1 protein-coding gene is annotated in these 1,705 nt (G+C 67.8%); it reads right to left on the bottom strand.

Annotated features, from left to right (window positions below; translation table 11 throughout):
• The coding region (ltrA, locus tag FYW95_RS27420; protein WP_160051001.1) for a group II intron reverse transcriptase/maturase at positions 1-1,198 on the bottom strand (1,198 nt) is incomplete at its 3' end.
• Between the last annotated feature and the right edge of the window lie 507 nt (positions 1,199-1,705).

Raw genomic sequence — 1,705 nt, forward strand, 5'->3', positions numbered from 1 at the left:
TAAACTTGGTGGCGGCGTTCCCGGTACGGAAGTAGGCACCCCAGCCCCTCAGGACCGGGTTGATCCGGGCGATCACCACCCGCACATCCCGACCCATCTGGCCACGGCCGGACCGGTCCCGAATCTTGTCCCGCAGCCGCTTCATCGCCGCCTGCGAGGGCCACCGCTGCAGGTAGTAGCGCACGATGCGCTTCTTGGCCCACAACCGGCCCGACATGCGCGCCCTGAAATGGCATCCGAGGAAGTCGAAACCCTCCCGACCCTGTCTGAGGTCCACAATCCGTGTCTTGTCCGGGTGCAACTCCAAACCGAGCGATGCGAGGACCTGACCAATCAAGGCCAGCGCCCGCTCGGCCCGGCGCCGGGACTTACACATCACGACCCCGTCGTCGGCGTAGCGCACCAGCTCGCCGACCCCGGACGCCGCGATCCGCGTGTCCAGCACGTGCAGGTAGACATTGGCCAACAAAGGCGAGATCACCCCGCCCTGCGGGGTGCCCGCGACCGTCCGCGACACACCAGAGGCCTCCATCGCTCCCGCACGCAGCCACGACCGCACCAGCTTGAGCACCCGCCGATCCGACACCCTGCGTTCTACTTCGGCCATCAACCGCTCGTGGTCGATGTGGTCGAAGAAACCGCGGATGTCGAACTCCACGACATAGGCGCCCCCTTTGATGAAGCCCACCCGCAGGCGCTCCATCGCCTCCAGGGCCGACCGCCGGGGGCGGTACCCGTAGGACGACTCACGAAAGTCGGCCTCGAACACCGGCTCCAGGACGGTCTTGGCCGCCTGTTGGGCCACCCGGTCGCGGACGGTGGGAATGCCCAAGGGGCGCGTGCCGCCCCGTGGTTTGGGGATGTCCACCCGCCGCACCGGCGACGGACGGTAGCTCCCCTCCAGCAGGTCCTGACGGAGTTCGGCGAGCATCCGCTCCACTCCGTAGGACTGCACGTCCTCCAGGGTGATCCGGTCGATGCCGGACGCACCCCGGTTGTCCCTCACACGCTTCCACGCCTCCCGCAGGACGTCATCCCTGCAGACACGGTCGAACAGGGCATGGAAACGGCGTTCCGGGGACTGCTTGGCCGCAGTCCATAGCTTGCGTTGGAGTCGTCGCACCTTCCCGATAGGCGCAGTGGCCCCGGGTTCGGCAGCCGTGCTGCCGGGGTGGTTGGACCGGGCGGTCCCGGCCATGCCCTGACGCTTACCCCCGCCGCGAGCGTGATCAAAGTGCGGGCCCTTCCCTCCCGGCGCGTTCTGTTGCACGCCGATCATCGGTACTATGCCCCGCTCGGACTCCCGCCGCGCTCCGCTGGACTTCACCATCGGCTTATACCAGCGGTCTTTCGCCCGACGCAGGCATGCGCGGACGGGCCTCTCCTGTTCCGTGCCAGACCTTGAGCACGTGCCGCCTCCCATACCCCGAGGAGATCCAACGGACCGCTTCCGGAACCGGGTCCGCCGGACGTGGCCTTCACCGTGACATGAGCGGCTCGGCTCTCACTGTTGTGCGTATGACGAGGCTGCAGAGTTCGCTTGATGCTACGGCCCGCGCTCTTGCTCCCTCCGAAGAGGCCTTTGACACCCCGCTCGGCCGGACGGGTCTCCCCGCACGGCTGGGGCCTGCTACCGGGCGCTCCGGCGCTTACCCGGACGGGACTTCCACCCGCTGGCCTGACACAGCTTCCAGGACACACCATG

Origin of the sequence: Nocardiopsis sp. FR4 (assembly GCF_009830945.1) — a bacterium.
In the GTDB taxonomy this organism is placed as follows: Bacteria; Actinomycetota; Actinomycetes; order Streptosporangiales; family Streptosporangiaceae; genus Nocardiopsis.